Here is an 18,034-nt window from a genome sequence, read left to right on the forward strand (position 1 = left end):
TTTTCAGGGCGTCTCACACAGACCTCCCTGGGTACCACACGTTTCTTTCTCTCCATCTATCTGCCGCATTTACCATGCATGATTCCGTGTAGCTATCGGGCTTCATCGTGTGTTGCAGACTTACCCTCATGCATAGCCTAATATGCGATTTCTGTTCGTCAGACCGGAGATTTGCCCGTGGGTTAGTAGCTTCCCCACACCCGGCTTCCTTCAGATTTGCAGTCACCTGCAACACCCTTGCCTTCGGCTATATCCTTCCCACTACCGGGCGGATTCGGGACTTTCACCCGTTAGAAACGTGCGCCGCCAGGCGCACAACCATACCGACCGAGGAGACGCCCGATGATACAGGCGCTTCTTCCCCGGCCGGTAACACCGGCAGTGCTGCTGCGCCGGGAGACAAATCAATAGTATAATACTAATGCATCATATTTCTTTTATGACTTTACAGAATCCAGGTAAAGCCCCTTCAATAGTCTCTCGCTTCACGCAGTATGAGATACGCACATACCCTTCTCCTTCAAACGCCTTTCCCGGCGTTACCAGGATTCTCTCATGCTTAAGCCTCTCTGCAAATATTCTTTCCCCTTCTTCTTCACTCATGATGTTTTCTGCTTTAAGTAAAGTTTTCGGAACTTTAACCCATAGATAAAATGCCCCCTGTGGCCGAACGCATTCATAGCCCATATCGCTCAAGGCATCATAAAGTAGTTTACCGTTTTCAGCATAGTATCCTGCATCCACAGTTTCATGACTACACCTTGCAACGGCAAGCTGGATCAAAGAAGGTGCATTCACAAATCCCATAATTCGATTAGCTACAGTTGCCGCTTCTATAAATCGTTGTGATTCAGCAACAGAATCAGGAACCAAAATGTATCCTATACGTTCACCTGGTACAGAAAACGATTTACTGAATGAATAGCAAACTACTGTATTATCATAAATATCAGGCAAATGCACTACAGGTGTCTTTTGCATACTGCCGTCATCCATATAGCAGCAATTCAGCTCCCGATATGGCTCATCGGATATAAGACATATATCTGTTCCATACTCATTCTGCTTTGCCTTTAACACATCCGCTATTTTAATAAGTTCATCTTTCGGGTATATAACTCCTGTAGGATTATTCGGATTGTTGATTATTACCGCCTTTGTTCTATTTGTGATCCTTTCCTGCAGCTTTTCGTGGTCAGGTATGAATCCTTTGTTTTCATCAGGCGGTATTACTATTGTTCTGCCACGGTAATTATCTATATAGTTTCTATACTCAAGAAAATATGGCGCAAATACTACAACTTCATCATTCTCATCTAATATCGTTTTCAACACTATATTTATAGCTGCTGCCGCGCCGGTTGTAACGATTATATTATCAAGTCGGTAAGGCGCTTTTCTTCCTGTTCTTCGATTTTCTATATCTGCAAAAGCCTGCCTTGTCTCATTAAAGCCTGCATTTTGCATATAACCATGTATCTTTAGCGGATCTTCCGAATCAAGGATACTGACTATTGATTTCTTTAAAGCTTCAGGCGCTGGTACATTAGGATTCCCCAGGCTGAAGTCATAAACATTTTCAGTTCCGTAAATCCTGCTCATTTTGCAGCCTTCTTCAAACATAGCACGGATTATAGACTTTTCATCCGTTTTAGATTTCATCACCTTCGATAACATATATCTCTCCTAACAATAAATACAGTTACAAACGTTTATTCGCCCTGCGCCATATCCCCTGTTTTTCAGCCGCATCGATCAGCTGATCGCGAAAATCAGGATGTGCTATATCTATCAGCATTTCCGCGCGCTCCCAGGTGCTCCTACCCGCTATATTAACTTTGCCGTATTCGGTAACAACAAAGTATCCCTGACTGCGCGGATCTGTTACTATATCTCCCTGAAAATTAGGGCGGATATTGGAATGCTTTACTCCCTGTGCATCGACAAACGATGACTTCAGGCAGATAAACGCCTTCCCGCCGCTGCTCATCGCTGCACCAGTAAGATAATCCAGCTGTCCTCCTGTTCCGCTTATGTGCCTTAACCCTGAGCTTTCTGCTCCAACCTGTCCGAAAAGATCTACAGCAATACAGCTGTTGATTGAAACCATATTGTCGATCTGAGCTATAACAGCCGGTGCATTTACATACTCTAATGGAGCTATTGCCACGCCCGGATTTTCTCTGATCCACTCATAAAGCCTGTCTGTACCGAAAGCAATGCCAGTAAGCCCTTTTCCTTTGAAAATGTTCTTCTTGCGATTTGTTAATTTCCCTGCTTCGTAAAGATCAACGTAAGCATCTGAACACAACTCAGTATGCATCCCCAGATCCTTAAGATCTGACTCCGCCAGCATCTTACCTATTACTCCCGGCATCGATCCTATCCCCATCTGTATGGTAGATCCTGATTTTATCTCGGGAAGTATCCACTCAGTGATCTTTATATCCTCATCTGAGGCCTGCGACAACGGCATTTGCATAAGTTTAGGATGTTCGCCTTCAACGATATAATCAACTTCGCTGATATGTATCGCTTCATCAAAGCCTCCATACACTTTAGGCAGCTGTTCATTCACCTCAAGTATAACGATATCAGCCTTTTCAAGTATCCCCTTGCCTACTCCCGTCGCGCACGACAGATTGAAATATCCGTGATCATCCATAGGGGTAACGCACATCATAGCTACATTCACGTCCAGAAAATGCCGGTAATAAGGTACTACATCGCGAAACACCATAGGTATGTAGTTGCATAACCCTCTGTCAGTAAGTTTGCGCTCATATCCTGAGCAGTGCCAGCTGTTATACATGAAATGTTCTCTGCTCGGGTCACACTCCGCCACTTTTATAGGGCCGAATATCAGATTCCCTCTTATTTTTACATCAGTCAGCTCATCACGCCGTCCCGACAGCGCCTGATCAAGAAGCACAGGAAATCCCAGCGATGTCGTATAATCGACCCAGTCACCACTCTTGATGACCTTGACCGCTTCTTCAGGCGTTCGTAACTTTTCTCTATATTCATTAAAAAAACTTCTCTCCATGGGCAACTTCCTCCGCAAAACAATGTTTATCTCTGCAATTATACATTCATAGCTCCCATGCCATATCCCAACGCCTTAATGTTTATATCAACGAAATCCGCTTTGACGTTTTCTGCTATAACTTTCTCCCAGTCTATATCTGTCAACCCCATTGCTTTGATCGTCACTCCAAGGAGAATAATATTAGCAGTTTTAGCACTTCCAAGCTTAAGTGCGGCTGAAGTTGCGTCTATTGAAATAACATCCGCATGTTTACTGATCTCATCTACTGCATTATGAGGATATTGTGCATCTCCTGTAATTATCGGCATCGAAGGCATTTCATATTCATTGACTACCATACGACCGCCTTCTTTCAAAAATTCCAGTGCTCTTAACGCTTCCATTTTCTCAAATGCGGTGATAACATCAGCAGTTCCTTTTTCTATTATCGGAGACTCAACCTTTTCACCATATCTGACTTGAGACGATACCGCACCGCCTCTCTGGCTCATACCATGGATTTCACTCATCTTTACATCGTACCCTGCTTTCATAAGACCGGCAGTCAACAATTTACTCGCCAAAATAGTACCCTGACCTCCTACACCTACCAGCATTATATTTCTTGTCATTTGACACTCCTCCTTTCAATAGCATTTTTAGGGCATACCTGTGCACACACATCACACCCTAAGCACTGAATCTGATCGATGCTTGCTTTCTTACTTTCCCGGTCAAATGACAATGCAGGACAACCACACTTCATACAAAGTCTACATCCGATACACTTCTCAGGCGAAACATAGTACTTATCCTGGAATGCTTCCGTAAATTCGCTCTTATCTGCTTGACTGAACTTCTTTAATGCGCATGGCCATCGCGTTATTATCACAGATGGTTCATCAAGAGCGATAAATTCATCCAATACATCGGATACTTCTTCCAGATCATTAGGATTTACCACTTTCACATTCTCGATGCCAATTGCCTTAACTAATTGATATAGATCTATGGCATTTATGTCTTCGCCTCTTGCATTCTTTCCGCTTCCCGGATTTTCCTGATGTCCTGTCATCGCAGTGGTTCGATTATCCAATATGACGCTGACAGTATTGCTCCTGTTATATGCCACTGTGATCAAAGAATTGATTCCCGTATGAAAAAAAGTCGAATCTCCAAGTACTGAAACCACTTTCATTTCACTTCCGGCTTTATTAAACACTTTCTGCGCACCATGGCCTATGCTGAATCCTGCTCCCATGCAAACACAGGAATCAATAGCATTGAAGGGCTTCGCGAATCCAAGAGTATAGCAGCCTATATCTCCCGAAACCATGACGTTTTTCCTTCTCCCTAATTCATAAAAAAATCCACGGTGTGGGCATCCTGCGCAGAGAGTAGGCGGTCTGTCAACCACTCCGCTGCGGTCATATTCGATCTCTTCGATTCTCTCATTTAAAATAACTTTCCGAACAATATCTGTTGTCATTTCCCCGTATTTAGGGAAACACTCTTTTCCGATACAGTCGAATCCCAATTTTCTTATAAAATCTTCTATATAAGGATCATTCTCTTCCAAGACATATATCTTTTTTACATTGCTGCAAAATTCTTTAATCCTCTCCGTCGGCAATGGGTTTGTGAACCCTAATTTCAAGTACGAGGCATTGTCTCCTAATGCTTCTTTAGCATAAAAAAAACAACTTCCCGATGAAATAACCCCAATCTCCGTATTATTGTATTCAGCTATATTGAATGAGCACTTCTCCGAATACTCTTTCAATGCTGCCAGTTTTTCTTCCAGTTTAACTCTCAGTTTTCGTGCATTCGCAGGCACGCACACATATTTTTCCGCTTTGCGCTCATAAGGAACTATTTCACGTCCCTTTCGTTCTCCGCAAGCTACAAGTGATTTTGAATGACATACCCTCGTAGTCATCCTGAAAAGCACCGGACAATCGTATTCCTCGCTTACTCGATACGCCTCTTTCAGCATATCGAGACAATCCTGGCTGTCAGCCGGCTCAAACATAGGCAGCTTCGCCGCTTTAGCATAATTACGATTATCCTGCTCGTTCTGTGCCGAATGCTGTCCGGGTTCGTCCGCCGTAATAATAACGCTTCCTCCCGTGACTCCAGTATAAGCAAATGTAAACAGTGGATCTGCCGCCACATTGAGTCCCACATGCTTCATTGCTGCCAGACTTCTGCCTCCAGCTATCGATGCTCCTATCGCGGATTCTAACGCCACCTTCTCATTCGGAGCCCACTCCGATATGATCTCCTTATACATTGTGATATTCTCCAATATCTCACTGCTGGGTGTACCGGGATATGCGGCGGCAAAGTGAACCCCTGATTCAAATGCACCTCTAGCTACCGCTTCATTGCCGGTAAGTAATCGCTTTAAAACTTCCAATGTTTGCCTCGCTTTCTTTAATAAGCAAGAGCAGAAGCTGTGCTTACACCGCAGCTTCTGCTCTGTAACACACTTTTAAAATACCCTCTTTTTTATCAAACTATATCTTGCTTTACTCTTTCCAGTTCCGTAGCTATCTCGTCCTCATATTTCTGCTTTGTAAAGAGGCTTACAACTATAGCGAGCAGCAGTGATCCTGCTATACCAGGTACGCCTGATATCAGTATTCCATCCAGTCCGGCACTCTGCCATGCTACACAGATAATGAACCCGCCGATCATACCTACAAAACATCCCGGTCCTGTAAGCTTCTTCCAATACAGCGCAAGCGCAAGCACCGCCGCATACGTTGCAGCCAGACCGCTCGTAGCATATACCGTCAGATTGAAGACATTTTCCGTACTGTTCAGTGCGAACAGTATCCCCGCGAACGCAACCGCTACTATACCTATCTGCGTTATTCTTACTACCTTCTTCTCCGACGCATCTTTGAATACGTATCTGTGGAATATATCCTCGCCGATAGTGCTGCCTGCCGACAGGAGCTGTGAACTTACTGTGGACATCATCAGTCCGAGGAATACCGTCAGCAATACACCCGCCAAAACCGGCGGAATGAAATCACTTGTGACCATGAAGGCAAACAGCTGCTCCGGGTCAGACAGCTCAGGAAACATAACGCGGCCGCTGTACCCTATCGCAAATGCTGCCCAATACGTGACTGTCAAAGATGCCAGACATACCACCAGCGATTTCTTTATATCCTTTACGCTCTTTATCGAAAAGAATTTTATAGTATCGTGCGGTCTGCCCATACACTGCAGTCCATACAGAAGCTGCCCTATAACGGCTCCCACGAGAGCCATTCCTGTCTTGCCGCCCATCGTCACATTGACCAGATTCTCGTCCATCGATGCTGCTATCGATGATATCTCCGCAGGGCCTCCCGCCTTCATCACGACGACTACCGCGAGAGCGACGACGCCTATAACTATCAGTACGCCCTGTACGAAATCAGTGAACGCGACAGCTGAAAAACCTCCGATAAGGCAATAAAGCGCGATCACCACGCCGACGATTATGATCAGCGCTCCCGGAGACAGTCCGAAAACTACAGTCATCGTCTTTCCTATCGCCGCAAGCTGACTGGCTACATAAGCCGACATGAAGACTATTATCGAAAGAGCGCTGATTATGCGTATGAGAGATTCACAGCTCCTCACCCTTGACGCAAAGAATTCCGTGTACGTCGCTGCGCCCAGAAGTCCGGAATAGTTACGAAGCCTCTTTCCATAAAGCAAGTACCCCGCCATGAATCCGAGGTTAAAGCCTATCAGTATATAGAAAGAAGACGGGCCCATAAGGTAAACCACTCCTATATAGCCTACGAGCACCCATCCGCTCATGCCGGAAAAAGCATAACTGAAGGCGACTACCCAGCTGCCCAGCGATCTGTCCCCAAGCAGGAAGCCTTCTACGCTGCCCTGCTTTTTGGAAAAGGCAAAGCCTATGAGGATCATCAGCACAAGGTATATCACCATAGGAAGTAAATACGCTATCATTTAGATTCACCTCCATCCTTTTTCTTTTCCACTATATACATCGCGATCGACGACAATACGAGACCGGCAGGAATTATTATGACGACAAAATATGCACCTATAGTCCACATCTGCATACTCCTTTCTCAGCTCAGTTTCCATTAAACCGGCTCCCCGAACAGGAACGCCCAATTGCCCGGATGTATGGTCGCATAGCTCCAGTACCCCACGATATAGCAATCGAAAGGCGCAACCACCTCATTTACCTTCTGTCCAAAGATATCCACGATTTCGCTGCAGACCTGATCCTTCTTCACAAAGTCCATGGCTTTTACAGTCAGCTTGTGATATCCGCCGTCATCGGCATGTACGTATTTGATCCTTACATTTTTGATTTCATCCTCCGGAACCTTCTCATAATTTCCTTCAAGCATGTTAAATTCTTTCATTATATTCTCAATAGCGTTTGCTGAAATCGAAATCATCTCATCCCTGTGATCTACTCTGACTCCCTGTCCGCCCAGTTCAATAACTCCACAAGGAATTCCTACCTTACGAGCCTCTTCAGGTAATGATCCGGTAAAAGGAGCTTCATCCAGATTCCACCAGACCTTAAGCCCTGATGCAACCGCTGCCCTGTAGGACATATCTCCTTCCTTTTCATTAGGGCTCGTATATGTGATCAATGGTTCCATATAAAGCCCGTTTCCGCCGCCATGGAAGCTGATACAGAAATCTGCTTTTTTTACAAAGTTTTCAAAATAAAAATATGATACCCTCGAAGTTATCATCCCCTCTGGATTACCCGGGAATGCCCTGTTCATATCCAGGTGCGTCCAGTCTATAGGGGCTACCCTCTCTCCTGCATTGAACGCCTCAAGATTCACTGCCGGCACTCCGATGAATGTTCCCTTCATCTTTGTCGGATCGAGTTGATTATATATGCGGGCGATCGCCTCAGCACCCTCATACTCGTCTCCGTGCACACAGCAATCGACTAATAACACCGGCCCGTCCTCTGCTCCGCACACTATCATATACGGCAGCCGCACCTGAGATGAATCCACCTTCTGTGCCAGATCTATAAATCCGCATAATTTCTGATTTCTCTTGGCAATAATTTCTTCCAGATTAAAGCTTTTTGTCAGCATAATAATCCCTCCTTTTGTATTTTAGTTCTGTTTTCTGATTTAATTATACTTTTCTGTAAAAATATCGTCCAATACCTATAAAAGCCGCTTTACATAGCATTTTTGCTATGATATATTTCTTAATATAAAAATATATGTGCTGATATAACATATAAATACGGAGGCTCTGATCATGGACGAAAAAGACATAACATATGTATTGGAGATCGTTAAGCACCGCAGCTTTACGAAAGCCGCGGATGCTCTGTATGTTACGCAGCCCGTTCTCAGCCGTTACATAAAGAAACTGGAGACACGTCTCGGTTCTCCTCTTTTCAACAGGGACACTTCCCCCGTTTCACTTACACCGCTGGGGTTTCTCTTCGTGGATTACGCTAAAAGAATCACTGCTCTAAATAACGAATTCAATAGAGAATCAAAAAAATACATATATATTGAGAAACATTTGATCAGGCTCGGTGTTCCTCTCCTTGTCGGTGACACCATAACAAATAATCTGCTGCCTCATTTTCTGCAAAACTACAATAACGTTAACATAGAAGGCCATATTGATTATTCTAAAAACCTGATCGATTCTCTGAAGATGAATAGATATGACATCATAATCTCTGGCATGCCCTGCAAAATCAACGGGTATGAATGCCTTGACCTCGCAACGGATACCGGTATACTGATAGGAAATAAAAATTTAAATATACTTTCAGATATAGATACAACATCTTTTGACTATGATCATGCCGCTCCTGTAACACTATCTGCTCTTACGAATGAAACATTTATCGGCTGTCAGGATATATCGATTCTTCATCAAAAGATGAATTCTATGCTGGATGATCATAATATAATCATAAAAAATATCGTGGAAGTGCCCACGATGCCTATAGCATATTCCCTTACAAAAAAGGGGCTGGGATTCACCTGCATATTGAAATCTATGATCGGCAAAAACCAGCTCACTCCATCCGAAAATATCTGCGCGATATCTTCCTTTACGGTTCCTTTTACGTTCAGTATAATTTACAACAAGGCTAAATACGATACAGACAGTTCTCTCAGAGCGGTAGTCGACTACATCGTACAGCACGGACCTTCTCTCATCAGCCCTGACGAGACGCCGGCATCACGCTAGCGTCTCTGCTATATCATACAGATCCTTTCTGAACTCACTCTTCATATCCAGAGCATCGGCCAGATCATAGGCGACTATATCGCTGCCGTTTATGCCTATCGCCTTGCTCTGCTCATCGTTGAACAGCAGCTTCACGGCTTTTGACGACATCATGCTCGCCAGCAGCCTGTCACGTCCTGACGGTGTGCCGCCCCTCTGTATGTAGCCCGGAACGACGAACCGTGTCTCGCGCCCCGTCTTTTTTTCTACGACGGAAGCGAGCTCAGCAGAGCTTATCTTCACGCCTTCGGCTTTTACTATGATGCTGTGCAGCTTTCCCGACTGCTGTCCTCTCAACACTCTCCTGCATACCATGTTGATATCCGGCTCCACCTCCGGCACCAATATCACATCAGCGCCTCCCGCAAGACCCGCATACAGAGCTATGTCACCGCAGCTGCGCCCCATGACCTCGACTATTGTCGTCCTTTCATGCGCCGACGCCGTATCTCGCAGGTTGGAGATCATCGCCAGCACCGTGTTGACAGCCGTATCGAAGCCTATGGTGTAATCCGTATATGCCAGATCGTTGTCTATGGTACCCGGAACTCCCATAACCGCTACACCTTTGCGCGCAAGCTCCAGCCCTCCGTGGAACGACCCGTCGCCGCCTATCACTACGAGCCCCTCTATGCCGAAGGTCTCCAGCATGTCGACGGCATGTTTCTGTCCTTCTTCGGTCCTGAACCTTTCGCTCCTGGCCGTTCTCAATATCGTTCCTCCGCGCTGCAGTATGTCACCGACGGAATGCCACTCCATCTTCTCCATCTCACCGTCGAGGAGTCCCTCATATCCGCGTTCGATACCGTACACCTCCATGCCCATGGAAAGTCCTGTACGCACGGCTGCTCTGACTGCCGCGTTCATGCCCGGAGCGTCGCCTCCGCTCGTCAAAACTCCTATCCTCTTCATGATATCCCCTCCTCGCATCAGCACACTTATCAGCAGGCTTATATCAGCCTTTGTAATTCTGCTCACCGACTATATCGATTATCTCTCTGCGGAATTCGGCATCAGGCTCCACCCACAGCTCACGTTCGGTCCTGAACGATCCGCCCGTCGGCATGTATACGATCGCCTGATACGTGCCTCTGTGCCTCGACATTATCTCCCTTATGCGATCGATCATCCCGGATGTATCTCCCGCAGGCAGTTTTATCTTTACCAGTCCTTCCGGCTCTACCAATGCCGCTTCAGCGGCTGTCATCCCGGCCTCGACCACCCCGGCAGCAGTCCTTCTGCCCGCCGCGCCGGTTCTTCCGACCGTCTCGTGATCTCTTTCCGATCCGGTGCCAGCCGTCTCCGCCGCCAGCTCACGGATATCCGTTATCCTGTCCGCCAGCAGCTTAGGCACCTCGCCTTCCTTGAAGTTGACGGTGCCCGAGATCGACACGATCCTGTCTTCATCCACGAGTTCCGTATATCTTTCATATACATTCGGGAATACGACCACTTCCACGGTTCCGTAGAGATCCTCCATGTCGACGAAGGCCATCATCTTATTGTTCTTCGTGATCAGCGTCTTCTTTCCCGTTATTATGCCCGCCATCACCACGTGCATGCCGTCGGTTATGAAATCGTGCTTTTCGCCGCTCTCCTCGCTTTCGAGCACCTCCTCCAGATCCTGCGACGTCACGGTCACGGATCTGTTTATCATGTCTTCGAACTCCTTGAGCGGATGCTCCGTGATGTATACGCCCAGCATCTCCTTCTCCTGAGCGATCAGCATATCCTTTTCGAAATTCCTGACATCCGGCAGCTTCCTCGCCGACTGATTTTCCTCCATGGCGTCGGCGTTCGTCTGGAAAAGCGACATCTGCCCGGCTATCGTATTCTTTGCGCTGGACTGGGCTGATTCTATCAGGCTCTCGTACACAGCCATGTGCGCCGCCCTGTTCTCATCGAGGCGATCGAAAGCTCCCGCCTTTATCAGGCTCTCCACTGCCTTCCTGTTTATCTTATGTATATCGACATTGTCGAAAAACTGGAATATGTCCTTAGGCCTGCCCTTTTCCTCTCTGGCCTCTATGATGGCGTCTATAGGTCCTTCGCCTACATTCTTGACGCCCATGAGACCGAACCTTATCTTTCCGTCCGCTACGGTAAATTTCTTCCCGCTCTCGTTCACATCGGGAGGCAGCACCTCTATCCCCATCTCACTGCAGTTCCTTATGTACTTTGCCGTATCCGATGCGCTGCCCATGACGCTGGTGAGCAGCGCCGCCATGAACTCCACAGGATAATGCGCCTTGAGATATCCCGTCTCATAGGCCACGACCGCATACGCGGCAGCGTGTGACTTGTTGAAAGCGTACTCCGCAAAGCTGACCATCTGATTGAATATCTCCTCTGCGGTCTCACGCGGCACTCCGTTCCTGACACAGCCCGCGATCTCCACGGTGCCGTCTTCAGCCGTCTTTCCGTTTATGAAATATTCCTTCTCCTCCAGCATCACGTCCATCTTCTTCTTGCTCATAGCACGTCTGACAAGGTCTGATCTGCCGTAGGAATAACCCCCAAGATCTCTGACTATCCTCATCACCTGTTCCTGATAAACCAGACAGCCGTAGGTCACGGAAAGGATCGGCTTTAAGCTCTCGTGCAGGTACTCTATGGATTCAGGATGTTTCTTGTTCTCTATGTAATTAGGGATCGATGCCATCGGTCCCGGTCTGTACAGCGATATGCCGGCGACGATATCCTCGAAACAGTCCGGCTTCAGATTCTTCATGAACTGCGTCATGCCGCCGCTTTCCAGCTGGAATATGCCCGCCGTATTGCCGCTCGCTATTATCTCGTAGACTGCCGGATCGTCGTATTCCATCGACGAAAAATCTATCCTGACTCCATGATTTTCCTCGATCATCTCCAGCGCATCCCTGATGATGGTGAGATTTCTCAGACCCAGGAAATCCATCTTCAAAAGCCCCAGCTCTTCTATAGTCGTCATGTTGAACTGGGTGGACAGCCCTTTGTCAGCCAGATAGAGCGGCACGTACTCGTCGATATTCTCCTTGGATATCACCACTCCCGCCGCGTGAGTGGACGCATGACGCGGCATGCCCTCTATGGCTCTCGCCATATCTATGACCTTTCTCGTGGTCTCCTCGCTTTCGTACTTTTCCTTGAGCTCCGGACTTGTTTCCAGCGCTTTGTCTATCGTCATCTTCAGGGAAAACGGTATCGCCTTGGCGATGGCATCGGTTTCCGGATAGCTGACGTTAAGCACCCTGCCTACGTCGCGCACCGCCTGCTTTGCCTTCATCGTGCCAAACGTTATGATCTGTGACACCCTGTCCTCGCCGTATTTTTCTATGACGTAATCGATGACCTCTCCGCGCCGCTCATAGCAGAAGTCTATATCTATATCCGGCATGCTCACCCTCTCCGGGTTCAGGAATCTCTCGAAGATCAGATCGTTTTTTATCGGATCTACATCTGTGATCCTGAGCGTGTAAGCCACTATGCTGCCGGCAGCCGAACCTCTGCCGGGTCCCACCATAATACCGTTGCTCTTAGCATAATTTATGAAATCCCAAACGATGAGAAAATACTCCACGTATCCCATACTCTCTATGGTGGAAAGCTCATAATCGAGTCGTTCCTCAAGCTCGGCGCGCATCCTCTCGCCGCTGCCCGCATATCTCTCACTCAAGCCCTTTTCGCAAAGCTCTCGCAGGTACTCGCTGTTGCTCATGCCGCCTGGCGCAGTGAACTCCGGCAGGTGGAGCTTGCCGAACTCAAACGAAACGTCGCAGCGCTCGGCTATCTTCACCGTATTATCGCAAGCTTCCGGCGTATTGGAAAAGATCTTTCGCATCTCGTCTTCCGACTTCAGATAGAACTGATCGTTGGAAAACCTCATCCTGTCCTCTTCATCAATCGTCGTTCCTGTCTGGATGCACATCAGCACGTCCTGCGCTGCCGCGTCCTCACGCCTCACATAGTGAACGTCATTCGTAGCGACGAACGGGATACCGGTCTCCTCGTGCAGCTTCTTCATATAGGGCAGTATGCGCGCTTCTTCCTCGAGTCCCTGATCCTGGAGCTCAAGGAAAAAATTGTCCTCGCCGAAGATATCCCTCATCTCCAGCGCTTCTCTCCTGGCTCCGTCGTAATCGCCGTTTAAAAGCCTGTGCTGAATTTCTCCCGCCAGGCAGGCCGACAGAGCGATTATACCCTCGTGATATTTACGCAGCAGGTCTTTATCGGTCCTCGGCTTATAATAGAAGCCGTGTCGATACGCCTCCGAAACTATCTTCATCAGGTTCTTATAACCCGCATTGTTCTCGGCAAGCAGTATCAGATGTCCCATGTGCTTGTCCTTTTCGGAATCCTTGTCGAACAGCGTTCTCGCCGCCGTATAGACCTCGCACCCTATGACAGGCTTTATTCCCTGTTTGATGCATTCTTTATAAAAATCTATCACGCCGAACATCACTCCGTGGTCGGTTATGGCGAGCGAATCCATCCCCAGTTCTTTCGCCCTGGCCACGACATCGCCGATGCGCGACGCCCCGTCCAGCAGACTGTATTCGGTATGTACATGCAGATGTGTAAAAGCCATATATATCCTTTCTTCCTTGCGGCAACGCCGTGTTCAATCTTATTTTCATTATATCGCGCAAGCTTGTCGCAGCGCGATTCAATGATTGTTTCCTCTCGGCAACGCCGTGTTCAATCTTATTTTCATTATATCGCGCAAGCTTGTCGAAGCGCGATTCAATGATTGTTTCCTCTCGGCAACGCCGTGTTCAATCATAACAATCATTATAACATGCGAGCTTGTCGAAGCATGTTTCAATGAAAACTACCTTGCAGCGAAGCTGTCTTGAATATTGTTTTCATTATACCCCAAACCCCACCAAATTTACAGCCGGAATTCTGCCTCCAAAATTTTATCGTTTTTCCTCTGCAAAACGCATTTTCCCACTTCCCAAGTCAATGTATATAGAGTAAAATAATAAGGGTTTGAAGGAGAAGAAAGAATACATTATGAAAAAATTTGCTGTTACACTTTTAATACTGGTTTTACTCGCAGCTGCCGTTCTGGCAGGCGCAACAATTGTATACGCAGGCACCGATGAATACAAAAACGACGTGTTCCCGGAGAACACGACAGTAAACGGTGTCGACTGCTCAGGCCTCACATACGATGAGGCTGCTGTGAAGCTGACCAGCGAATGGAACAAAAAACACATAATCATTACCGGACCGCTCAGCGATACCATAGCGGATTACACGGATCTCGGATGTACGTACGATATCGCCGGGGCGCTGAAGGATGCGAAAAAAGATCACAGGCTGCTGGCTGCGGTCAACCACTTTACAGGTTCACCGCTGATGATCAGCATACCGATGACTGTCGACACATACAGTGAAGACTTCAAGACTCGCGTGATCACTTCGCCGTTCCTCAAGCAGAGCGAAGCCAGCGCCAGCAAAGACGCTTACGTCGATATCGACGATCCCGATTTTTCGATCGTTCCCGAAATATACGGCGATAAGCCAAATGCCGAAAAATTCTTTGCCGATCTGCTTCACCACATACAGACAGGCGAGATAAAATTCATGTACGATGAACAGGATTACTACACGCTGCCAAAGGTGACCGCAGAGGACAAGGAGCTTAAGGAATATCAGGAATACTGCAGAGAATATCTCTCGCAGAAGATAACATATGACCTGGGAGAAGAATCTTTCACCTTGACTGCCCGTGAACTGATGGGGTTGCTCAAGGATGATATGTCGGGCGACCCTAATGAAAACGCCGTAAAGAAATTCGTGAGCGATATGGCCGAAAAGTACGATAACGTCGGCAGCAGCCGAAGCTTCACATCTCTCAGCGGCAAACATATAAACGTGAGCGGCGGAACTTACGGCTGGAAGATAGACCAGGAGAAAGAGACCGCTCAGCTGATCGCAGACATAAACGCCCGCAAGGATGTAACGCGTGAACCTGTATTCTCAGAAAGCGGCTACGGCAAGTATACGAGAAACGTCGGCGATACATATATAGACGTGGACATATCCGCCCAGATGGTAAGATTCTATAAGAGCGGTTCTCTCGTCTTCAGCTCCAGCTGCGTGACAGGCTGCAGAAACACCGGCACGACGACCGATATCGGCACGTACTACATACTCAACAAGGTAAGAGATGTCGTGCTCAGAGGCGACAATGCCGACGGCTCCGAATATGCAAGTCCTGTAAAATACTGGCTGGGCGTCACCTGGGGAGGACAGGGCTTCCACGATGCTGACTGGCGGGCCTCTTTCGGAGGCAGCATATGGATAAGCAACGGAAGCCACGGTTGCATAAACATGCCGCCTAACAGAATGCCGGAGCTTTACAGAGCTGCTGAAGTCGGCATACCGGTCGTAATGCATTACTGATAACAGATATCTCAAATATGAATCAAACAGGGGCTGCATGTAGGCCTCTCTCACACCGCGAGCCGGACGGCGAATAACCGCTGTCCGGCTCGTTTTTTCGCTACTTTTCTATCACCCCGGCTATTGCCCCGGCTGATGCAGCTGCCGAATAACACGAACTGCTATTTACACAGCCTTCATGTTATTTCCTCCTGAAACTTTGCGAGGGAATAACATGAACTCCTTATAACATGATGTTCATGTTATTTTTCATGGATACGGCTGTCCGGACATCACTCGAACAGGTCATAACAAATCATAACAAGTCATAAAATGACATGAAGCACGATAAAATACTTTTTCATGTTATTCCTCTCGTTTGCGAAAGCCAGAAATAACATGAACAGCTTGCTTTAAAGGATTCATGTTATTGCAGTCGAAAGTTTCATCTTCTCCGGATATTTCATCCTCTCCGAATGTTCCTCGCACCGCCGTACGCACAACGGACGAGCCTGCTGCACGCGATCCTCGCTTCGCATGCAGCAGGCTCTTAAAATCCGCGATATTTTTATCTCGGTCAGTTTTCTTTTCGTCAGTCAGTCTAGCCTTTCTTCTTTTCCACTTTCATAGATATCAGGAAGAATATCACACAAAGTGCAGCGCACACTATCGTGAATATATTCAGGTAATTATCTATGAATCCGACGATGGAATTTACATTGATGTTCTCTATTATGCCGTCGAAGTAATCACTCGACTCCCATGAATCGCCTGTTCCCCAGCCTTCGTACCAAGGAGCGAACAGCACCATGACTACGTTCATGATCGTCATGAAGAAGAACAGGAGCGATATCCTCTTCGTGTCTCCCACTGCCAGCCCGGTCTTAGGATTGGATGGAAACGCCTGAGGATCTTTTTTCGTAAGTCCGCCGTACATCTTTCTCCAGATGAAGTAAAGAAGCGGGCCTGTCGCCATGGCCGTCATTCCGCCCAGATAGTAATCGGATCCGTTGATCAGTATCGCAAATATCGCCACACAGATCGGAACGATACAGATAACAGCCAGCAGCCCGAATCCTCCCGGTATCCTGAACTTGTACTCTTCTTCCGGTATCCTCTTTCTCAGCACCATAGCCGATATGTACACCAGTATATAGGATGCTATCAGCATGTGTACATCCAGTATGATGACAAATCCGAACGGCAGCATGCAGAGTATGAGACACGCTATCGCTACTGTCAGTACAGCTATGTACGGAACGCCGTGTTTCTTATCGCATTTTACCAGGAACGGCGGTGCCAGATAGTCATCCGCCAGCGAGAAGAATCCTCTCGAACCGGATGCGATGTACGTATTAAATATCGAGCACTGCGCCAGTATGGCAATTATGACAAAGAATACTCCAAATGCAGAGCCCCAGAATTCCTTCACGACATCTGCGTAGCCTACCGTGCCGGATTCAGTTCCCCATTCGGTCCACTGTCCGAGTGAGCCCAGTCCGGCTACCGTAGGCAGGATATATACCGTCATGATCAGCGGTATCGTTATCATAGTTGCCTTAGGTATTACCTGCGGATTCTGTATCTCGCCCGCTACCGTGGACATGGATTCATATCCGGAATACATCCACATTCCTACCGATATGCCTCCCGCTATGAAATAGATCCAGTCTGCCGCGCCTCCTGCTTCATATGCTGTGAGCTGGAATGATATCGTGCCCGCCGTCTGCGCATCTCCGCCCCAGTTCAGGAATCCGCACAGGGCGACTAGACCGAATGCCACCATTACCAGTATCGACAGTATCGTGCTCGCCAGCCCTACGTCCTTTACTCCACGTATGTTGATATATGTGAAGATTATTATCATTGCCGCTTTGAGAGCAAACTCCGTAGTCCTGCTGATATCCCACTGAGCGGCAGCGTAGCCTCCTGCAAGGATAACATAAGACGCATTGTCGATGTAGATGGAGATCGTTCTCCACCACCCTGCCTGGAATCCCCAGAATTCACCGAGCGCTTCCTGTACCCACTTGTAATAGCCTCCCTCCTGAGGCCTTACTGAACCGAGCTCCGATGCTACCAGTCCAAACGGAAGTGCCCATATGAACGGCAATACGCACAGCATTATCACTGTCAGTCCCGGTCCGCATTCCGGTATCATCTCTTCGATACCGTAACAGCCGGCAGCTACCAGGCAGAATATCATGAATACTACTGTTGAAACTTTAATGTCGTGCTTTTTCAGCCCGTGTTCACCGACTTTGGCGGCACTGATGCTTCTCTTTTCTGCCATTTCTACCTCCTTTCCTTACCTGAAATGATAAAAATGATCGCGCATTCAGCTATAATATTTCA

The 18,034-nt window shown here is 47.4% G+C and carries 11 protein-coding genes; 2 read left to right on the plus strand and 9 right to left on the minus strand.

Annotation, left to right across the window (positions count from 1 at the left end):
- Positions 1 to 426: 426 nt before the first annotated feature.
- From ACQY69_RS04035 to ACQY69_RS04060, 6 genes are all read right to left on the minus strand, one after another.
- Positions 427 to 1,677, minus strand: coding sequence for a pyridoxal phosphate-dependent aminotransferase (locus ACQY69_RS04035; RefSeq protein ID WP_428258834.1), 1,251 nt, complete (start codon positions 1,675 to 1,677; stop codon positions 427 to 429).
- Positions 1,678 to 1,702: 25 nt separating this feature from the next.
- A complete protein-coding gene (locus tag ACQY69_RS04040; protein ID WP_428258835.1) occupies positions 1,703 to 3,046 on the minus strand; it encodes an acetyl-CoA hydrolase/transferase family protein in 1,344 nt (447 codons plus the stop codon).
- A gap of 38 nt (positions 3,047 to 3,084) precedes the next feature.
- Positions 3,085 to 3,660, minus strand: coding sequence for an indolepyruvate oxidoreductase subunit beta (locus ACQY69_RS04045; RefSeq protein ID WP_428258837.1), 576 nt, complete (start codon positions 3,658 to 3,660; stop codon positions 3,085 to 3,087).
- Positions 3,657 to 5,447 (minus strand): indolepyruvate ferredoxin oxidoreductase subunit alpha, encoded by a 1,791-nt coding sequence (iorA, locus tag ACQY69_RS04050; RefSeq protein WP_428258838.1) that lies wholly within the window; start codon positions 5,445 to 5,447, stop codon positions 3,657 to 3,659. Before iorA ends, ACQY69_RS04045 begins: the two co-directional genes overlap by 4 nt.
- A gap of 95 nt (positions 5,448 to 5,542) precedes the next feature.
- Complete coding sequence (locus tag ACQY69_RS04055; protein WP_428258840.1) at positions 5,543 to 7,009, minus strand: sodium/proline symporter; 1,467 nt, start codon at positions 7,007 to 7,009, stop codon at positions 5,543 to 5,545.
- A 140-nt stretch (positions 7,010 to 7,149) separates the two neighbouring features.
- Positions 7,150 to 8,139 (minus strand): succinylglutamate desuccinylase/aspartoacylase family protein, encoded by a 990-nt coding sequence (locus ACQY69_RS04060; protein WP_428258842.1) that lies wholly within the window; start codon positions 8,137 to 8,139, stop codon positions 7,150 to 7,152.
- Between the two features lie 172 nt (positions 8,140 to 8,311).
- On the opposite strand from ACQY69_RS04060, the gene ACQY69_RS04065 reads away from it, so the two are divergent.
- A complete protein-coding gene (locus ACQY69_RS04065; protein ID WP_428258844.1) occupies positions 8,312 to 9,268 on the plus strand; it encodes a LysR family transcriptional regulator in 957 nt (318 codons plus the stop codon).
- Here ACQY69_RS04065 and pfkA read toward each other — a convergent pair.
- A complete protein-coding gene (gene pfkA, locus ACQY69_RS04070; RefSeq protein WP_428258846.1) occupies positions 9,260 to 10,219 on the minus strand; it encodes a 6-phosphofructokinase in 960 nt (319 codons plus the stop codon). The two genes, ACQY69_RS04065 and pfkA, sit on opposite strands and share 9 nt — an antisense overlap.
- Positions 10,220 to 10,262: 43 nt before the next feature.
- Positions 10,263 to 13,874, minus strand: coding sequence for a DNA polymerase III subunit alpha (locus ACQY69_RS04075; protein WP_428258848.1), 3,612 nt, complete (start codon positions 13,872 to 13,874; stop codon positions 10,263 to 10,265).
- A gap of 428 nt (positions 13,875 to 14,302) precedes the next feature.
- Between ACQY69_RS04075 and ACQY69_RS04080 the strand changes: the two genes are divergently transcribed.
- Entirely contained in the window at positions 14,303 to 15,700 is a 1,398-nt protein-coding gene (locus tag ACQY69_RS04080) for a L,D-transpeptidase family protein (RefSeq protein WP_428258850.1), read from the plus strand.
- Between the two features lie 580 nt (positions 15,701 to 16,280).
- Here the strand turns inward: ACQY69_RS04080 and ACQY69_RS04085 are convergent.
- The gene (locus ACQY69_RS04085; protein ID WP_428258852.1) at positions 16,281 to 17,972 is read right to left on the minus strand and encodes an APC family permease; all 1,692 of its coding nucleotides are present in this window, start codon (positions 17,970 to 17,972) and stop codon (positions 16,281 to 16,283) included.
- Between the last annotated feature and the right edge of the window lie 62 nt (positions 17,973 to 18,034).

Origin of the sequence: Gallibacter sp. Marseille-QA0791 (genome assembly GCF_965119705.1) — a bacterium.
GTDB classification, from domain to species: Bacteria; Bacillota; Clostridia; order Peptostreptococcales; family Anaerovoracaceae; genus Lentihominibacter; species Lentihominibacter excrementipullorum.